General features: G+C 66.9%; 13 protein-coding genes. 7 read left to right on the forward strand and 6 right to left on the reverse strand.

Going from position 1 to position 15,874, the window contains the following annotated elements; genetic code table 11:
• The first annotated feature begins 6 nt into the window (after positions 1-6).
• The 4 genes from fucP to AC5P9C_RS12265 all read left to right on the forward strand — a co-directional run bounded on the left by fucP (position 7) and on the right by AC5P9C_RS12265 (position 6,256).
• A complete protein-coding gene (gene fucP, locus AC5P9C_RS12250; RefSeq protein ID WP_049464304.1) occupies positions 7-1,320 on the forward strand; it encodes an L-fucose:H+ symporter permease in 1,314 nt (437 codons plus the stop codon).
• Between the two features lie 7 nt (positions 1,321-1,327).
• Positions 1,328-2,323, forward strand: a complete 996-nt coding sequence (locus AC5P9C_RS12255; protein WP_049464306.1) for a carbohydrate kinase family protein — start codon at positions 1,328-1,330, stop codon at positions 2,321-2,323.
• Positions 2,320-3,546 carry an AGE family epimerase/isomerase gene (locus AC5P9C_RS12260; RefSeq protein WP_053462817.1) on the forward strand — a complete coding sequence of 409 codons (1,227 nt, stop codon included), beginning with the start codon at positions 2,320-2,322 and terminating at the stop codon, positions 3,544-3,546. The genes AC5P9C_RS12255 and AC5P9C_RS12260 overlap by 4 nt, the downstream gene beginning before the upstream one ends.
• 91 nt (positions 3,547-3,637) lie before the next feature.
• Positions 3,638-6,256, forward strand: a complete 2,619-nt coding sequence (locus AC5P9C_RS12265) for a beta-mannosidase (protein ID WP_343541737.1) — start codon at positions 3,638-3,640, stop codon at positions 6,254-6,256.
• 86 nt (positions 6,257-6,342) lie between these two features.
• Here the strand turns inward: AC5P9C_RS12265 and mtnC are convergent, their stop codons facing one another.
• The 5 genes from mtnC to AC5P9C_RS12290 all read right to left on the reverse strand — a co-directional run bounded on the left by mtnC (position 6,343) and on the right by AC5P9C_RS12290 (position 11,876).
• Positions 6,343-7,038 (reverse strand): acireductone synthase, encoded by a 696-nt coding sequence (gene mtnC, locus AC5P9C_RS12270; RefSeq protein WP_053462819.1) that lies wholly within the window; start codon positions 7,036-7,038, stop codon positions 6,343-6,345.
• Positions 7,039-7,041: 3 nt separating this feature from the next.
• Positions 7,042-7,599: a 1,2-dihydroxy-3-keto-5-methylthiopentene dioxygenase gene (locus AC5P9C_RS12275; RefSeq protein WP_049464314.1), complete on the reverse strand. Its 558-nt coding sequence runs from the start codon at positions 7,597-7,599 to the stop codon at positions 7,042-7,044.
• 92 nt (positions 7,600-7,691) lie between these two features.
• Positions 7,692-8,333 (reverse strand): methylthioribulose 1-phosphate dehydratase, encoded by a 642-nt coding sequence (locus AC5P9C_RS12280; RefSeq protein ID WP_049464316.1) that lies wholly within the window; start codon positions 8,331-8,333, stop codon positions 7,692-7,694.
• Positions 8,334-8,891: 558 nt separating this feature from the next.
• Positions 8,892-10,319 (reverse strand): amino acid permease, encoded by a 1,428-nt coding sequence (locus AC5P9C_RS12285; RefSeq protein ID WP_343541740.1) that lies wholly within the window; start codon positions 10,317-10,319, stop codon positions 8,892-8,894.
• Positions 10,320-10,400: 81 nt separating this feature from the next.
• Positions 10,401-11,876 (reverse strand): amino acid permease, encoded by a 1,476-nt coding sequence (locus AC5P9C_RS12290; RefSeq protein WP_057495087.1) that lies wholly within the window; start codon positions 11,874-11,876, stop codon positions 10,401-10,403.
• 132 nt (positions 11,877-12,008) lie between these two features.
• Between AC5P9C_RS12290 and AC5P9C_RS12295 the strand changes: the two genes are divergently transcribed.
• Positions 12,009-12,623: an NUDIX hydrolase gene (locus tag AC5P9C_RS12295; protein WP_343541743.1), complete on the forward strand. Its 615-nt coding sequence runs from the start codon at positions 12,009-12,011 to the stop codon at positions 12,621-12,623.
• Positions 12,624-12,691: 68 nt separating this feature from the next.
• On the opposite strand, the gene serA is transcribed toward AC5P9C_RS12295, so the two are convergent.
• Positions 12,692-13,933 (reverse strand): phosphoglycerate dehydrogenase, encoded by a 1,242-nt coding sequence (serA, locus tag AC5P9C_RS12300; RefSeq protein WP_005416356.1) that lies wholly within the window; start codon positions 13,931-13,933, stop codon positions 12,692-12,694.
• Between the two features lie 169 nt (positions 13,934-14,102).
• Here serA and AC5P9C_RS12305 point away from each other — a divergent pair, with 169 nt between their 5' ends.
• Entirely contained in the window at positions 14,103-15,491 is a 1,389-nt protein-coding gene (locus AC5P9C_RS12305; protein WP_343543426.1) for an FAD-binding oxidoreductase, read from the forward strand.
• A 62-nt stretch (positions 15,492-15,553) separates the two neighbouring features.
• A complete protein-coding gene (locus AC5P9C_RS12310; protein ID WP_164687993.1) occupies positions 15,554-15,853 on the forward strand; it encodes a DUF2388 domain-containing protein in 300 nt (99 codons plus the stop codon).
• The last annotated feature ends 21 nt before the right edge of the window (positions 15,854-15,874 follow it).

A 15,874-nucleotide genomic window follows, 5' to 3' on the forward strand; every position in this document is an offset into this window, starting at 1 on the left:
TACCGCATGCCGATCTCCGCAACGCCCCGTCCATCGGGTTCTTCGGGCAACGCACCCGCCGTCACCAACGGCAAGGCGCTGGCTGTCGTCACCACGATCTTCTTCATGTGGGGCTTCCTGACCTGCCTCAATGACATCCTGATCCCGCACCTGAAGGCGGTGTTCGAACTGAACTACGCCAAGGCGATGCTGGTGCAGTTCACCTTCTTCGGCACCTATTTCCTGATGTCGCTGCCGGCCGGTCGGCTGGTGGCGGCGCTGGGTTACAAGAAGGGCATCGTGGCCGGCCTGGTGATCGCCGGCATCGGCGCGCTGGGCTTCTGGCCGGCGGCCGAACTGCGCGTCTATGGCGCCTTCCTCGGTGCCCTGTTCGTGCTGGCCACCGGCATTACCGTGCTGCAGGTGGCCGCCAACCCCTATGTCGCGCTGCTGGGCCCGGAGCAGACCAGCTCCAGCCGCCTGACCCTGGCGCAGGCGCTGAACTCGCTGGGCACGGCCATCGCGCCGATCTTCGGCGGCATGCTGATCCTGTCCAACACGGTCAAGAGCGCTGACGACATCGCGGCGCTGCCGGCCGCCGAGCAGCTGGCCTACCGTGCCGCCGAGGCGCAGGCGGTGCAGGGTCCGTACGTGGGCCTGGCCGTGGCGCTGGTGCTGCTGGCGCTGTTCGTGTTCCTGTTCCGCCTGCCGGCGCTGAGCGACGCCACCGAGCAGGCCGACCAGGGCCACCACCACAGCTACCTGGATGCGCTGCGCAAGCGCCACCTGCTGCTGGGCGTGCTGGGCATCTTCTTCTACGTCGGCGCCGAAGTGTCGATCGGCAGCTTCCTGGTCAATTACCTGTCGATGCCCAACATCGGTGGCTTCAGCGAACAGGAAGCCACGCACTACGTGTCGGCCTATTGGACGATGGCGATGATCGGCCGCTTTGCCGGCTCCGCGCTGCTGGCGCGCTTCTCGCCGAGCCGCCTGCTGGCGATCTTCGCGCTGGTCAACGTGGCGCTGCTGGTCACCACCATGCTGACCTCCGGCAACATCGCGCTGTACTCGGTGGTGGCGATCGGCCTGTTCAATTCGATCATGTTCCCCACTATTTTCGCGCTGAGCATCGAGCGCCTCGGCCCGCTGACCAACAAGGGCTCCAGCCTGCTGATCATGGCCATCGTCGGCGGTGCCGTGGTGCCGTACCTGCAGGGCGTGCTGGCCGACCACATCGGCGTGCAGGCCAGCTTCATCCTGCCGCTGCTGTGCTACGGCTACATCATTTTCTACGGACTGGTCGGCGCGCGTACGCCGGCCTCCGCAACGCAGGGAGGCTGAGTCCGGAATGGGTGCCATTGTCTGCTTCGGCGAAATTTTGATCGATCTACTAGCGCAGCCGCCGGCCTCGGCCGACACGCCGCGCGCATTCCTGCAATATGCCGGCGGTGCACCGGCCAACGTCGCCGTGGCGGCTGCACGGCTGGGCGCGAAGACCCAGTTCGTCGGCATGCTGGGCCGCGACATGTTCGGTGACTTCCTGGCCGACAGTCTGGTCGAGCACGGCGTGGGTACCGATTACATCGTGCGCACCGACGCGGCCAAGACGGCACTGGCCTTCGTGGCCCTGGATGCCAATGGCGAGCGCAGCTTCAGCTTCTACCGGCCGCCGGCGGCCGACCTGCTGTTCCGTGACAGCGATTTCCAGGCCGCGTGCCTGGACAGCGCGCAGTGCTTCCACGTCTGCTCCAACAGCCTGACCGAGCCGGCCATTGCCGGGGCAACCTTCGCCGGCATGGACCGCGCCCGTGCCGCCGGTGCGGTGGTCAGCCTGGACCTCAACCTGCGCCCGGCGCTGTGGCCCGCCAACGAAGATCCAACGCCGCGCCTGTGGCAGGCACTGGAACGCGCTGACCTGGTCAAGCTGTCGCGCGAGGAGCTGGACTACCTGGCTGCGCCGCTGGGTGCCGACGGCGAGGCGGCGGTGCTGCGGCGCCTGCTGGCTGCGCAGGCGCGCTGGGTGATCGTCACCGACGGTGCGGCCACGCTGCACTGGTACACCCGCGACAACCACGGCACCGTCACCAGCTTCCGCGTGGCTACGGTCGACACCACGGCCGCGGGCGACGCGTTCGTCGGTGGCGTGCTGGTTGGGCTGCTGGAGCGCGGCGGTGCCGGTACCGGTTTTGCCGCCTTCTGCCAGGACCCCGAGGCGATCACCGCCACGCTGCGCTTCGGCGCTGCGGTCGGCGCGCTGGCTGTTACCCGCAAGGGCGCGTTCGCCGCGATGCCCTCGCTCGATGAAGTGCAGCAGCTGCTGCAGGCACAGGACATTACCGCATGAGCCCTTCGCCCGATTTCCGTTCGCCCGCGTTCCTGCGCGCGCACATCGCCGACACCATGGCGTTCTACCACCCGCGCTGCATCGATCCCAACGGTGGCTTCTTCCACTACTTCCGTGACGACGGCAGCATCTACGATGCCAGCCATCGCCACCTGGTGAGCAGCACCCGTTTCGTCTTCAACTATGCGATGGCTTACCGCGAGTTCGGCAATGCCGAGTACCGCGACGCGGTCGAGCACGGCGTGCGCTACCTGCGCGAGGTGCACCGCAACCCCGCCACCGGCGGCTATGCCTGGACCCTGCGTGATGGCAAGGTCGAGGACGATATGAACCACTGCTACGGCGTGGCCTTCGTGCTGCTGGCCTACAGCTGTGCGCTGAAGGCAGGCATCGAACAGGCGCGCGCGTGGATGGACGAAACCTGGCAGCTGCTGGAAACGCGCTTCTGGGAGCCGCAGCACGGGCTCTACAAGGATGAAGCGGACGGCCAGTGGAACTTCACCGGCTACCGTGGACAGAACGCCAACATGCACATGTGCGAGGCGATGCTGGCCGCGTTCGAGGCCAGTGGCGAGCAGCGCTATGTGGAGCGCGCGCTGCAGCTGGCCGACAACATGACCCGCCGCCAGGCGGCCAAGGCCGGCGGGCTGGTCTGGGAGCACTACGATGAGAACTGGGAGATCGACTGGGACTACAACCTGGACAACCCCAAGCACCTGTTCCGCCCGTGGGGCTTCCAGCCGGGTCACCAGACCGAATGGGCCAAGCTGCTGTTGATCCTCGATCGCCACGTGCAGGCCGACTGGCTGGTGCCGACCGCGCAGCACCTGTTCGACGTGGCCGTGGCGCGCAGCTGGGACGACGCCCGCGGCGGCCTGTACTACGGCTTCGCACCGGAATCGCGCCGGCAGCCGGGCATGGATGGCGCGCCGATCGGTGGCGACAGCTTTGTCTGCGACGACGACAAGTACTTCTGGGTGCAGGCCGAAACGCTGGCCACCGCCGCACTGATGGCCAAGCGCACCGGTGATGACCGCTACTGGCAGTGGTACGAACGCATCTGGGCGTACGCGTGGGCGCACTTCGTCGACCATCAGTACGGCGCCTGGTTCCGCATCCTCGATGCCGACAACCGCAAGTACAGCGACGAGAAAAGCCCGGCCGGCAAGGTGGATTACCACACCATGGGTGCGTGCTACGAAGTGTTGAACGTGGTGCGTTGAAGATCGTTCGAATGCAGTAGCGCCAGGCCATGCCTGGCAATCCGAAATCGGTAGCGCCGGGCCATGCCCGGCGGAAAAACAGGAGCTCCGCGTGCATCGTCTTTCCCTCGTTGTCCGTCTGCTCCTGCTGCTGGTCGCAGCCTCCACCTTTCCGGTAGCTGCAGCGCCTCTGCAGGCACAGTGGGAGTTCCGCATGCTGCCGGGTGACGCGCAGGGCGCTGCGCATCCGGGCCTGCAGCAATGGCGTGCGGCCACGGTGCCGGGCAGCGTGCACACCGACCTGCTGGCGCATGCGCTGATCCGCGACCCGTACGTGGGTGCGCCCGAAGCCGAGCTGCAGTGGATCGGCCTGGCGGCCTGGGAGTACCGCGCGCGCTTCGACGTGGACGCGGCGACGCTGGCCAAGCCCAATGCCGAACTGCGTTTCGACGGGCTGGACACTTACGCCGAAGTCAGTCTCAACGGCAAGCCGCTGCTGCGCGCGGACAACGCGCACAGGACCTGGCGCGCGCGCGTGGACGGACGCCTGCGGGCCAGGGACAATGAACTGCAGATCGTGTTCCGCTCACCGATCCGCACCCTGCTGCCGGGCGTACAGGCGATGCCGCACAAGATCGCCGGCAACTATCCTTCGCCCTATGGGGACGAGCCGAAGGACGCGATGGTCGGCAACTTCGCGCGCAAGCCGGCCTACCACTTCGGCTGGGACTGGGGTCCGCGCTACGTCACCGCCGGCGTCTGGCGTGGAATCGACCTGCAGGCCTGGGACGCGCACCGCCTGACCGATCTTGCGGTGCGCACCGATGCATTGAGCGCGGAGCAGGCGAAGCTGGCGGTGCTGCTGCAGGTGGAGCAGGGCGCGTCGGCCGGCTCGGCGGTGGTCCATGTGGACGTGCGCGATCCGCAGGGTCGCAGCGTGGCCCAGGCGCAGCGCACGGTGCTGCTGAAGCCCGGGCAGAACAGTGTTGAACTACCGATTGAACTGGCGGAGCCGAAGCGGTGGTGGCCGGTCGGCCATGGTGCGCAGGATCGCTATACCGTGCAGGCGCGCCTGGATGGCGGTGCCGACGCAACGCTGGTGCGCGAGCAGCGCATCGGCCTGCGCACGGTTGAGCTGCGCCGCGAAGAGGACGGCAAGGGCGGGCAGGGCTTCGCCTTCGTCATCAACGGCGTGCCGATCTTCGCCAAGGGCGCCAACGTCATTCCGTTCGATGCCTTCCCCGCACGCGTCGATGCCACGCGCCTGCGCCAGGTGCTGACCGCCGCGCGCGACGCCAACATGAACATGCTGCGCAACTGGGGCGGTGGCTACTACGAGGACGACGCGTTCTTCGACATCGCCGACGAGCTGGGCCTGCTGGTCTGGCAGGACTTCATGTTCGGTGGCGGCATGCAGCCGGGCTACGATCCGGCGTTCCGCGCCAGCGTGGTCGCCGAGGCGCGCGACAACGTGCGCCGCCTGCGCCATCACCCCAGCATCGTGCTGTGGTGTGGCAACAACGAGGAAGAAACCGCCTGGAAGGACTGGGGCCACGGCCGTGACCTGAAGGCGGCCGACCCGGCATTTGCGGCGAAAGTCTGGCAGGGCTATGTCGACCTGTTCGGCAACGACCTGCGCCAGGTGGTGGGCGAGGAAGGACTGGGCGTACCGTACTGGTCCAGTTCGCCCAGCAACGATCTGGACGAGAAGGCCAACGATTCCACCCGCGGCGACAAGCACTACTGGCAGGTCTGGGGCAATCCGGCGCTGCCGGTGCAGGCCTACCTGGGTGAGACGCCGCGCTTCATGTCCGAGTACGGGCTGCAGGCGTGGCCGTCGGTGGCCACCGTGGACCAGATCGCCACCCGCGCCGAGCAGCGCATCGACAGCCCGGTGATCCGTGCACACCAGAAGTTCATGGCTGGCGAGGGCAACAGCCGGCTGCTGCACTACATCGAACTGGGCTACGGCACGCCGAAGGACTTCGAGGACTTCGTCTACCTGAGCCAGTTGATGCAGGCCGATGGCATCGCGCTGGCCGCGCTGCATCATCGCGCCTCGCGGCCGTACACGATGGGCTCGCTGTACTGGCAGCTCAACGATGTCTGGCCGGGTGCTTCATGGTCCAGCGTGGACTACTTCGGTCGCTGGAAGGCGCTGCACTTTGCCGCGCGGCGTTTCTTCGCGCCGGTCACGCTGGCAGCATTGCGTGATGAGGGCAGGACGCGGGTGCGCCTGATCAATGATGGCGCCTCACTGGAAGCGCGCTGGCGGCTGCGGGTGATGGATGTGGATGGCAAGGTGCTGCGCCGTCGCGAGGACGCAGTGATGCTGTCGGCGGAGGGCGTCACCTCCATCGGTGATTTCCGCGATGCCGAGCTGCTGGCCGGCGCCGACCCGAAGCGCACGGTGGCCGTGTTCGAGCTGCTGCAGAACGGCGCGGTGCGTGCGCGGCAGGTGGTCGGATTCGTCGAGGCCAAGGACCAGGTGCTGCCGCGGCAGAAGCTCAAGGCCACGTTGGCCATTGACGGCGACCACTACCGCCTGCGCCTGGAAAGCGCGGCGTACGTGCGCGCGGCGTGGATCGACTTCGGCGCGCTGGACGTGCAGGTCGAAGACAACCTGCTGGACCTGCTGCCGGGTGAAACCCGTGATATCGCGGTGCGCGGTCCGGTGGACCTGGCAGCGCTGCGCGAAGCGCTGAAGGTGAAGACCCTCAACGATCGTTGAGCAAAAAAGGGGACGGAGGGGATTAAGTCGTTTGTGGCACACATGGGCCACAAACGACTTAATCCCCTCCGTCCCCTTTGTCCTGCTTACAGCTGGATCTGCTGGAAGTTCTCGACCCGCTCGTGGCCATTGGCGGCCTGGCCGGTGCGCGGCATCGGGTAGTCGTCGCGGCGGTCGATCAGGCGCGTCTGCAGGCCGGCTTCACGGGCGGCATCCAGCTCTTCCACCACATCGGACAGGAACAGGATCTCGCCGGCGGGCACGCCGATCGACTGCACGATGCGGCGGTAGCTGTCGGCCTCACGCTTGCCGCCGATCTCGGTATCGAACCAGCCCGACACCAGCGGGCTGAGGTCACCGGCATCGCTGAACCCGAAGAACAGCTTCTGTGCCGGCACCGAGCCGGAGGAGTACACGTACAGCGGCAGGCCGGAGGCATGCCAGCCTTTCAGCACCGGTGCCACTTCCGGGTAGAAGTGCGCGGTGTAGTCGCCACGACGGTACCCTTCGTCCCAGATCAGCCCCTGCAGCGCTTTCAGCGCGGTGTGCTTGCGGTCCTGGTCGATCCAGCCCTGCAGCGTCTCGGCCACCAGGCTGTCCTGGCAGGCGCCGCCGATCTCGGCAGCCACCGCATCCAGCCAGCGGCGGACGTCGGGCTGCTGGCCGTGCTCGGCGATGAACGCGGGCAGCGCTTTGCGGGCATAAGGGAACAGCACGTTCTTGACGAACGAGATGCTGCTGGTGGTGCCTTCGATATCGGTCAGGATGACGCGGGGCTGCATGGATCAGGACGCCTGGGTGGGTACGTAGCGGGGGAACTTCTGCGCGATGTCGGTGCCGGTGAAATGACCGACCCAGCCGTCCGGCTCGGTGAAGAAGCGGATCGCCACGAAGCTCGGTTCATCGCCCATGTCGAACCAGTGGGTGGTGCCATCGGGCACGGCGATCAGGTCGTCCTTCACGCACTCGATCTCATAGACCTTGTCACCCACGTGCAAGGTGAACAGGCCCGAGCCTGCGACGAAGAAGCGCACCTCGTCCTCCTTGTGGAAGTGCTCGTCGAGGAACTTCTTGCGCAGCTCGGCGCGGTTCGGGTTGTCCGGGGCGATCGAGGCCACGTCCACGCTCTTGAAGCCGCGCTCGGCGACCAGGCGGTCGATGTCGGCACGGTAGGCGGCGAACACTTCCTCCTGGCTGGCGCCCGGCGCGACCGGTGCGGCGGCCTGCCAGCGCTCGAAGGTGACGCCGATCTTCTGCAGTTCGGCAGTGATGACCGCGCCGTCCTGGGTGTCCAGCAGCGGCGATTCGGGGCGGGTGTCGTCGTAGATGCGCAGTCGGCTCATGGCGGCAGCTTGAACGTCTCGGGGGGAAGACAGGGTAGCAGGGCGGGCGCGGGGTGCAGATTCCGGATCGGCATCTGCATCTGCGCGCGGGTTCAGCTGCGCAGCTTGCGCAGCTCCAGTTCGCAGTGGAACAGGAACTCGAACGCTTCCAGGTGGCGGCGTGCCTCGGCCATGTCGCGGCCCCAGGCATACAGGCCATGGCCGTCGATCAGGTAGCCCCACAGGTTCTGCCGGTCGAGCAGGTCATCGACCTGCTGCGAAAGCACGTTCATGTCCTGGGTATTGGCGAACACCGGCACGTCGATGGCCATCTCGTGGGTGCTGTTGCCGGCGAAGGCCTTCAGCAGTTCGTAGCCTTCCAGGTGCACATGACCCTGCGGCGCGTACAGGCGCGAGGCAATGGTCTGCACCGGCGAATGGGTGTGCAGTACGCAGCCGATTTCCGGGAAGCGGCGGTACAGCTGGGTGTGCAGCAGGGTTTCGGCGGAGGGGCGCAGCGGGCGGCCGACGGCCTTGCCATCGAAGTCCACCACCATGATGTCGTCCTCGATCAGGCGGCCCTTGTCCTTGCCCGAGACGGTGATCGCGGCGTGGCGGTCGTCCAGGCGGTGGGAGAAGTTGCTGCTGGTGGCCGGGGTCCAGCCGGCCTGGGCCAGTTCGCGGACGTTGTCGATCAGCAGCTGGGCCAGTTCGCTCAGGCGCGCGGTGTCGTACGGGAAGGTGGGGGCGTTCATGTGGGCGATTTTACTGGATTCGGCCAACGGCTGAGCCCCTCGTGGCGGGTCTTGTAGAGCGGTTCATGGCGGGCGGGGCGGGTGGGCCGTGCAGGGGACGCTGCAAGTACGTCCCTGTAAGCTCGATGGCGCCATCCATGGCGCCAACGCCCCTGCGCGGCCCACCCGCCCCGCCTCTGACAGGTTCCGCGCGCGGCCTGCCACGGAGTGAAGAAGGAAAAGCGAAAAGCGGGTCGCTTCGCTTCGCTGCGCTTGCTCGCAGTCGAGCATGGCTCCGCTCGACAGAAATATTCATTCCGGAACATTCGTTCATGAGAACGCTTCATCCACGCATGGCGTGGATCTACTGGACGCGCCGGTGGACTGTCGGAGGTGGGGCGGGTTGGGTTCGCGGGGGTGTCCGCGGCATGGATGCCGCGGCCAAGCCCCCAGGGATGGGTTTACGGCGTCCCCCGCGAACCCAACCCGTCCCGCCAAGCCCTCAACCCAGCTGTTGCCGTTGCCGTTGCTCCGGCTTCAAAGGCGGGTGCAGGGCCGCAGGCCCTGCAATGCAAAACCTTACTTACCCCGCAGGCGGCTGTGCCGGAACCCGTAGCCGAAATAGATCACGAAACCGACGACCGTCCACACCCCCATCAGCATCCAGTTGTGCATCGTCATTGCCGACAACAGTGCCAGGCAGCTCAGCACGCCCAGGCTGCAGATCAGCCACGCCATCGGCATGCGGAACGGGCGCGGCAGGTCCGGCTGGGTACGGCGCAGGATCAGCACGCCGGCACAGACTGCGGCGAACGCGATCAGCGTGCCCATCGAGGTCAGCTCGCCGAGGATGTCCAGCGGGAACAGCGCCGCCAGCAGCGCGATGCCGATGCCGGTGATCACGGTGTTGATGTGCGGGGTGCGGTACTTCGGGTGGATCCGGGTGAACACCGGCGGCAGCAGGCCGTCGCGGCCCATGATCATGAAGATGCGCGGCTGGCCGATGATCATCACCAGCACCACCGAGGACAGGCCGACCAGCGCGCCGACCTCGACCACCCAGCGCAGCCAGCCGAGCTGGGGATGCGCCGCCACCGCGGTCACCACCGGCTCATCGGTGCCCAGCAGCTGGAACGGCACCAGGCCGGTCATCACCGCGGCCATCGCGATGTACAGCACGGTACAGATCACCAGCGACAGCATCATGCCGATCGGCATGTCGCGTTGCGGGTTCTTCGATTCCTGCGCCGCCACCGATACCGCCTCGAAACCGATGTAGGCGAAGAACACCATCGCCGCGCCACGCAGCACGCCTTCCATGCCGTACTTGCCGGGGCCTTCATTGGCGGGGATGAACGGAGTCCAGTTACTGGTGTCCACGTATTTCCAGCCGACCACGATGACCAGCACGATCAGGCCGGTCTTGAGCACGACCATCGCCATGTTCATCGCCGAGGACTTGCTGATGCCGACGTAGCACAGCCAGGTCAGCAGCAGCACGAGCGCGGCGGCGGGCAGGTTGGCGATCGCGCCGGTCGGGCGGAGCTGCGCGTCGAGCGGGGCACTGACCAGGGCTGCCGGTAGATGGATGTCGAACTGGCTGAGCAGGCTGAGGAAGTAACCGGTCCAGCTGACTGCCACCGCCGAGGCGGAGACGCCGTACTCGAGCACCAGCATCCAGCCGATGAACCAGGCCGAGAGCTCGCCGAAGGTGGCGTAGGTGTACGTGTAGGCGCTGCCGGAGACCGGCACCATCGAGGCGAATTCGGCATAAGCCAGCGCGCAGAAGGCGCAGCAGATGGCGGCCAGCACGAAGGACAGCATGATCGCCGGGCCGGCGTGGTTGGCGGCGGCCTGGCCGGTGATGACGAAAATGCCTCCGCCGATCACCGCGCCGATGCCGAGCGCGGTCAGCCCCCAGGGGCCAAGGTGGCGACGCAGGCTCAGGCCGTTGGCGTCTTCATGGGCGGCATGCGGATGCTTGGTGGCCCACAGTTGCTTGAACATGTGTGGTGGTCTTGTCGAAGCGCGCCATGGGCGGCGCGCGGGAAAACGGACGGGCCGGCGCGAGGCCGGCCCGAAGGCGGATCAGGGCGACTTGGCGAGCTTGCTGTTGCGGATGCCGTAGCCCAGGTAGATCAGCAGGCCGAGCAGCGTCCAGCCAACGAACAGGTGCCAGTGCACCACGAACGCCTGCCAGAACAGGAACAGGCAGGTGGCCGCGCCGAGCGGGCAGATGATCCAGACCATCGGCACGCGGAACGGGCGGTGCAGGTCCGGCTTGGTATAGCGCAGCACCAGCACGCCGACGCAGACGGTGGCGAAGGCCAGCAGGGTGCCCATCGAGACGAGTTCGCCGAGCACGTTCAGCGGCACCAGGCCGGCCAGCGCGGCAGCGATCACGCCGACCACGATGGTGGCGACGTACGGGGTGCGGAACCGGGCGTGGACCTTGCCGAAGAACTTCGGCAGCAGGCCGTCGCGGGAGATGGTGTAGGCGATGCGGGTCTGGCCCATCATCATCACCAGCACCACCGAGGACAGGCCGGCGATGGCGCCGACTTCCACGAACGTCTTCAGCCAGGACAGGGTCGGGTAGGGCTCCAGCGCGGTCGCCACCGGCTTGTCGGTGCCCAGCAGGTGGTACGGCATCATGCCGGTCAGCACCGCACAGACGATGATATAGACGATCGTGCACACGGCCAGCGAGCCGAGCAGGCCGATCGGCATGTTGCGTTGCGGGTCCTTGGTTTCACCGGCAGCGGTGGAGACCGCATCGAAGCCGATGTACGCGAAGAACACGATGGTGGCGGCGCGGAAGATGCCGCTCCAGCCGAACTCACCCGGCACGCCGGTGTTTTCCGGAATGAACGGGTGCCAGTTGGCCGGGTCGATGTGGGCCGCGCCGATGCCGATGAACAGGCAGATGACGGTGACCTTGATCGCCACGATGATCGCGTTGACGAACGCCGACTGGGTCACGCCCACGTACAGCAGGCCGGATACCGCCGCCACGATCAGCACCGCCGGCAGGTTGAACAGCTTGCCGGAGGAGACGAACTCGCTGCCGGTCCAGGCGATGGGCGCGGCGCTGAGCAGGTCCGGGAAGGGCATGTGCAGCGTGGTGGTGATGAAGCTGATCAGGTAGGCCGACCAGCCCACCGCGACCGACGCCGAGGCGAACAGGTACTCCAGCACCAGGCACCAGCCGATGAACCAGGCCATGCCTTCGCCGAGGGTGGCATAGGAATAGGAGTAGGCACTGCCGGAGACCGGCATCATCGCCGCGAACTCCGCATAGCACAGGCCTGCCAGCGCACAGGCGAAACCGGCCAGTACGAACGACAGCATCACCGCCGGGCCCGCGTGGTTGGCTGCGGCCTGGCCGGTCAGCACGAAGATGCCTGCGCCGATCACCGCACCCACGCCCAGCAGGATGAGGTGTTTAGCCGTGAGGGTCCGTTTCAACGTGGCTTCGCCGTCCAGGCTGCCTTCGATGGGTTCGCCGGCATCGACGTGCCCGGCCGGCTCGACCGGCTTGACCCTCAACAGAGCTTTCAGCATGCAGTACTTCCTAGTGATCGGATGGGGTGGGCGGCCGATACGTTGCCGGCTGCCTTGAATGGTGAAGGCCGTGCGAACGGCCCGCTGTACCTTAGCCAAAGCTGAAGCCAACGCACAAGCGCAATCGCAACAATGAACGGCGATAATGAGCAGTATTTTTCCGAACTGCCCCCATTCATGAGCCAGACCGTCGAAACCCTTGCCGCGCTTGACGATCGCCTGCGCGGCCTGCTCCGGGACTACGCGCGCCGCGAACCCGCCCACGACGCCCTGGCTGCCGAATTCGGCACATTGCTGGATGATCCGCAGGATCCGTTCCGGCGTGAGCGGCTGGCCGGCCACTTCACCGCCAGCTGCTGGCTGGTCAGCGCCGACGGCCAGCGCCTGCTGCTGACCCACCATCGCAAGCTGCAGCGCTGGCTGCAGCTGGGCGGCCACGCCGACGGTGACCGCGACCTGGCCCGGGTGGCGCTGAAGGAGGCCGAGGAGGAGTCCGGCCTGAGCGGGCTGGTACTGGAAGACCCGGCCATTTTCGATCTGGACAAGCACTGGATTCCCGAGCGCAAGGACGTGCCGGGGCACTGGCACTACGACGTGCGTTTCGTGATCCGGGCGCTTGGTGGCGAGGCATTCGTGCTCAGCGAGGAATCGCTGGACCTGGCCTGGCGGCCGGTAACCGAGGTCGCGGCCGACCCGGCGTCGGATGAATCCATGCAGCGCATGGCGCGCCGCTGGCTGGCACGTTGAAAAAAGGGGACGGAGGGGATTAAGTCGTTAATGCATAAACGACTTAATCCCCTCCGTCCCCTTTTTACCTAGTACAGGATGCGCGTCCGCAGCGTGCCCGGAATCGCGGCCAGTTCGTCGCGGACGGCGGCGGCCTGCGCCTCGCTGGCGGTGATGTCGATCACCACGTAGCCCACCTTCGGGTCGGTGCGCAGGAACTGGCCGTCGATGTTGACGTTGTGGCGCGAGAAGATCTCGTTGACCCTGGACAGCACGCCCGGCACGTTCTGGTGGATGTGCAGCAGGCGCAGGCTGTCCTCGTGTTCGGGCAGGGTCACTTCCGGGAAGTTGACCGCCGACAGGGTGCTGCCGTTGTCGCTGTAGCGCACCAGCTTGGCCGCCACTTCCACGCCGATGTTGTCCTGCGCTTCCAGCGTGCTGCCGCCCACGTGCGGGGTCAGGATCACGTTGTCGTGGCGGGTCAGCGGCGACTCGAAGATATCGCCGTTGCCCTTCGGTTCGACCGGGAACACGTCCAGCGCGGCACCGCCGACGTGGCCGCTGGCCAGCGCTGCGTCCAGCGCATCGATGTCGACCACGGTGCCGCGCGCGGCGTTGATCAGGTGCGCGCCCTTGCGCATCTTCGCCAGCTCGGTGCTGCCGATCATCCACTGCGTGGCCGGGGTCTCCGGCACGTGCAGGGTGACGATGTCGGCGCGGGCCAGCAGGTCGTCCAGGCTGGCCGCGGCACGCGCATTGCCCAGCGCCAGCTTGGTTTCCACGTCGTGGAAGATCACCTGCATGCCCAGCGATTCGGCCAGCACGCCGACCTGGGTGCCGATGTGGCCATAGCCGATGATGCCCAGGGTCTTGCCACGCACCTCATGGCTGCCGCTGGCCGACTTCGACCAGCCGCCGCGATGGCACTCGGCGTTCTTCTGCGGAATGCCACGGGTCAGCATGATCGCCTCGGCGATCACCAGCTCGGCCACGCTGCGGGTATTGGAGTAGGGCGCGTTGAACACCGGGATGCCGGCCAGCTCGGCCGCGTCCAGGTCGACCTGGTTGGTGCCGATGCAGAAGCAGCCCACCGCGATCAGGCGCTTGGCCTCGGCCAGCACCTCGGCGCTGAGCTGGGTGCGCGAACGGATGCCGACGATGTGCGCCTCGGCGATGCGCGCCTTCAGTTCGTCCTCGGGCAGTGCCTTGGTGTGCGCCTCGATCTGGCTATAGCCGGCGGCGCTGAACACCTCCACGGCGGTCTGGCTGACCCCCTCCAGCAACAGCACGCGGATATCCTGCTTGGGGAACGAGGTCTTCTTCGGCGACATGGGGCAACACGGCCAGTGGGACAGGGGCTGACCACTATGCCAGATCGCAACGCCCATGGTGCAGTGCGCAATTGGTTGCATCCGTAGCTATCTGTACGGCTGCGGGGCTGGACGCTGGCGCGTGCCGCTGGCACGCTTGCCCGTTCTTCACGCACCGCGCTGGACCGTCATGACCGATTCCCGCATTGCCTCGCTGCAGCAGGCCTGTCCCGGCCTGAGGCTGAAGACCGACCCGGCCGACCTGGAGCATTACGGGCGTGACTGGACCCGGCGCTGGACGCCGGCGCCGCTGGCGATCGCACTGCCGGCCACGGTCGAGGAAGTGCAGGCGGTGATGCGCTGGAGCGCAGGCGAGGGCGTGGCCGTGGTGCCGTCCGGTGGCCGCACAGGCCTTTCCGGGGGCGCGGTGGCCGCCAACGGCGAGCTGGTGCTCAGCCTGGAACGGATGAACAAGGCGCTGGCCTACGACGCGGTCGATCGCACCCTGGTGGTGCAGGCCGGCATGCCGCTGGAGGCCGTGCATAACGCCGCGCTGGACCACGGCCTGATCTACCCGGTGGATTTCGCCGCGCGCGGGTCGTGCACGATCGGCGGCAACATCGCCACCAATGCCGGCGGCATCCGCGTGATCCGCTACGGCAATACCCGCGAGTGGATCGCCGGACTGAAGGTGGTCACCGCCAGTGGCGAGTTGCTGGAGCTCAACAAGGGCCTGATCAAGAACTCCAGCGGCTATGACTTCCGCCAGCTGCTGATCGGTTCGGAGGGTACGTTGGGCGTGATCGTCGAGGCGACGGTGAAGCTGACCGATCCGCCGCCGGCCAGCAACGTGATGCTGCTGGCAGTGCCCAGCTTCGAAGTGCTGATGCAGGTATTCGCCGCGTTCCGAGCGCGGCTGCAGCTGCAGGCCTTCGAATTCTTTACCGACCGGGCGCTGGAGCACGTGCTGGCGCATGGCGCCCAGGCACCGTTCGACGAGGTGCATCCGTACTACGTAGTCACCGAGTTCGCCGCCAACGACGAAGCGCAGGAAGCGGCGGCGATGGCGGCCTTCGAGGACTGCATGGGCAACGGCTGGGTCAGCGACGGGGTGATCAGTGCCAGCGACGCCCAGGCCGCCCAGCTGTGGCGCCTGCGCGAAGGCATCACCGAATCGCTGGCGCGCTACAAACCTTACAAGAATGATGTCTCGGTGCGGATCTCGGCGATGCCGGCGTTCCTGGCTGAGACCCAGGCACTGATCGGGCAGGCTTACCCGCACTTCGACGTGATCTGGTTCGGCCATATCGGCGACGGCAACCTGCACATCAACGTGCTCAAGCCCGACGACACCAGCGACGCCGATTTCGTCGCGCAGTGCGAGCAGGTGACCAAGCTGCTGGCGCAGGTACTGGCGCGCTTCGATGGCAGCATCTCGGCCGAGCACGGTATCGGCCTGGTCAAGAAGGGCTACCTGGACAGTACCCGTGGCCCGGCCGAGATCGCGCTGATGAAGGCGGTCAAACGCGCGTTCGATCCCCAAGCGCGGCTGAATCCCGGCAAGCTGTTTGACGCCTGAACCGGGCAAATCCTTCACGCACCCGTTACGCTCCACGCATCCTCACAACCGGCTTCGAACCGATGACCCGTCCGATCCTGCTGCTCGTCCTGCTGTCCCTGCCGCTGGCCGGCTTTGCATCCAGCTTCGCCGGCACCTCGGCCGGTTCGGCGACCGGTGCCTCTTCCGGTTCCTCGGGCAGCAGCTCGGGTGACGACAAGGTGGTGCTGGCGGCACGCGACGACGCCGCTGCCTTCGTCGCCAGCGACGGCCAGATCCGCGGCGCCCGCCTGCAGGCCGCACTGGCCCACCTGCGTGAGCAGAGCGCCGCCGCGCAGCAGCAGAGCGACCTGGAACTGGCCCGCTCACTGCTGGCGCGTTGATCCGGCCTTCGGGTAGTGCCG

The organism is Stenotrophomonas sp. YJH_SMC_10, from assembly GCF_059371555.1.